Origin of the sequence: Actinacidiphila acididurans (genome assembly GCF_016918855.1) — a bacterium.
Classification (GTDB): domain Bacteria; phylum Actinomycetota; class Actinomycetes; order Streptomycetales; family Streptomycetaceae; genus Actinacidiphila; species Actinacidiphila acididurans.
The window spans coordinates 1-2,076 of sequence record NZ_JADKYB010000053.1 but is presented as its reverse complement, the minus strand read 5'-3'; the positions used below and the strand labels follow the sequence as shown (position 1 = coordinate 2,076).

Annotated in this window: 1 protein-coding gene; it reads right to left on the bottom strand. The window is 72.6% G+C overall.

Going from position 1 to position 2,076, the window contains the following annotated elements; genetic code table 11:
• The coding region (locus ITX44_RS40570; protein ID WP_307795723.1) for a condensation domain-containing protein at positions 1–1,997 on the bottom strand (1,997 nt) is incomplete at its 3' end.
• Positions 1,998–2,076 lie beyond the last annotated feature (79 nt).

Here is a 2,076-nt window from a genome sequence, read left to right as displayed (position 1 = left end):
CCCGGCCACCGCGAAACCGACGACGCGAACAAATCCACCAGCGAAACCGGACGAGCCGGAACCACCGTGTCATTCCAGCCAGCGAACTCATCCAGCTCAGCGCGACTCAGAACAGGTACGTCGGCGATGCGCGCGTCCGGGTCGGCGCAGACGCCGTCGAGCACCCGGCCCAGGCGCGTCGCGATGCCCTCCGCGGTGGCCTCGTCGAACAGGTCCGTGGCGTACACCAGGGAGCCCTCCACCCCGGCCGCATCACCGCCGTCCGCGAAGATCTCCGAGAAGGTGAACTCGAGGTCGAACTTCGCCGTCACCTCGCCGCCGGGGAACGGCTCGACCTCCACGCCGGGCAGCCGAGGTGGTGTCGCGGAGCCGCTGCGTACGGCAAGCATGATCTGGAAAAGCGGGTGGCGGTTCAGCGACCGCTCCGGGGCCAGCTCCTCCACCAGCCGCTCGAACGGCACGTCCTGGTGCTCGAAAACCGCCAGGGTGTTCTCCCGGACCCGGTGCAGCACCTCGGCAAAGTTCGGGTCGCCGGACAGGTCCGTGCGCAGCACCAGCGTGTTGACGAAGAACCCGACGAGGTCGTCCAGCGCCTCGTCGGTCCGCCCGGCCACCGGGGTGCCGATCGGGATGTCGGTGCCGGCCCCGAGCCGCGACAGCAGCACCGCAACCACGGCCTGGAAGACCATGAAGACCGTCACGTCGTACGCCCGGGCCAGCGCGCGCAGCCGGTCGTGTGTATCCGCGCCGAGCCGCAGCGGGACGACGGCACCCCGGTGGCTGGGACGGGCCGGGCGCCGGCGGTCGGCGGGCAGCGCCAGCTCGGCCGGGGCGCCGGCGAGCGCGTCACGCCAGAAGCGCAGCTGGCCGGCGAGCACACTCCGCGGGTCGTCCGCGTCGCCGAGGGCGTCCCGCTGCCACAGCGCGTAGTCCGCGTACTGCACCGGGAGCGGTTCCCAGTCCGGTGCCCGGCCGGCCGTCCGGGCGGCGTACGCGATCGACAGGTCCTGCCACAGCGGGCCCATCGACCAGCCGTCGCCGGCGCTGTGGTGCACGACCACGGCGAGCACGAACCGGTCCTGGCCGGCGTCGAACAACGTCGCCCGCAGCGGGAGGTCGGCGCCGAGGTCGAACGCGTACGCGGTCGCGGCCGCCACCGACCGCGGAAGCTCGCCGACTTCGACGGGAACCACCGTCAGCGCGGACCCGGCCGGCTCGATCCGCTGGACGGGTTCTCCGTCCTCGAGCGCGAATCGCGTGCGCAGGCTCTCGTGTCGGCCGGCCAGGTCGGTGACCGCCTCGGCCAGGGCCGGGACGTCCAGCGGCCCGGTCAGGCGCAGCAGCAGCGAGATGTTGTAGGTCGGGTTCGCGCCGTCCAGCCGGTCGAGGAACCACAGGCGCTGCTGGGCGAACGACAGGGGCAGGGCCGCCGGCCTCGGCACGGCCGCCACCGGCGGGCGTGCCGTTTCCGCCCGGTCGGCGAGGGCGGCGATGCCCGCCGGTGTCGGCCGGTCGAAGACCTGCCGCAGGCCGATCTCGACGCCGAGGACCGTCCGGATCCGCGACACCAGCCGGGTGGCAAGCAGGGAGTGGCCGCCCAGGTCGAAGAAACTGTCGTCCACACCGACCGTCGCAACGCCCAGAACCTCGGCGAACACACCGCAGAGCAATTCCTCCCGCGGCGTACGCGGCGCGCGGCCGGCCGGGCTCGCGGCGTACTCCGGCGCCGGCAGGGCCCGCCGGTCCAGCTTGCCGTTGACCGTCAGCGGCAGCTCACCGACGGTCACGAAGGCCGCAGGAACAAGATGCCCCGGCAACTCGTGGGCCAGCCCAGCGGCGAGCCCGGCCGGATCGGCGTCACCCACGACATACGCGACCAGACGCTTGTCACCCGGCACGTCCTCGCGCACGACCACTGCGGCCCGGACCACCCCGGGTTTCGCCACGATCGCCGCCTCGACCTCACCCGGCTCGACCCGGAAACCACGCACCTTCACCTGATCATCGGTACGGCCCAGAAACTCCAGATCCCCCCCGCCACCCCAACGCACCAGATCACCCGTGCGATACAGCCGC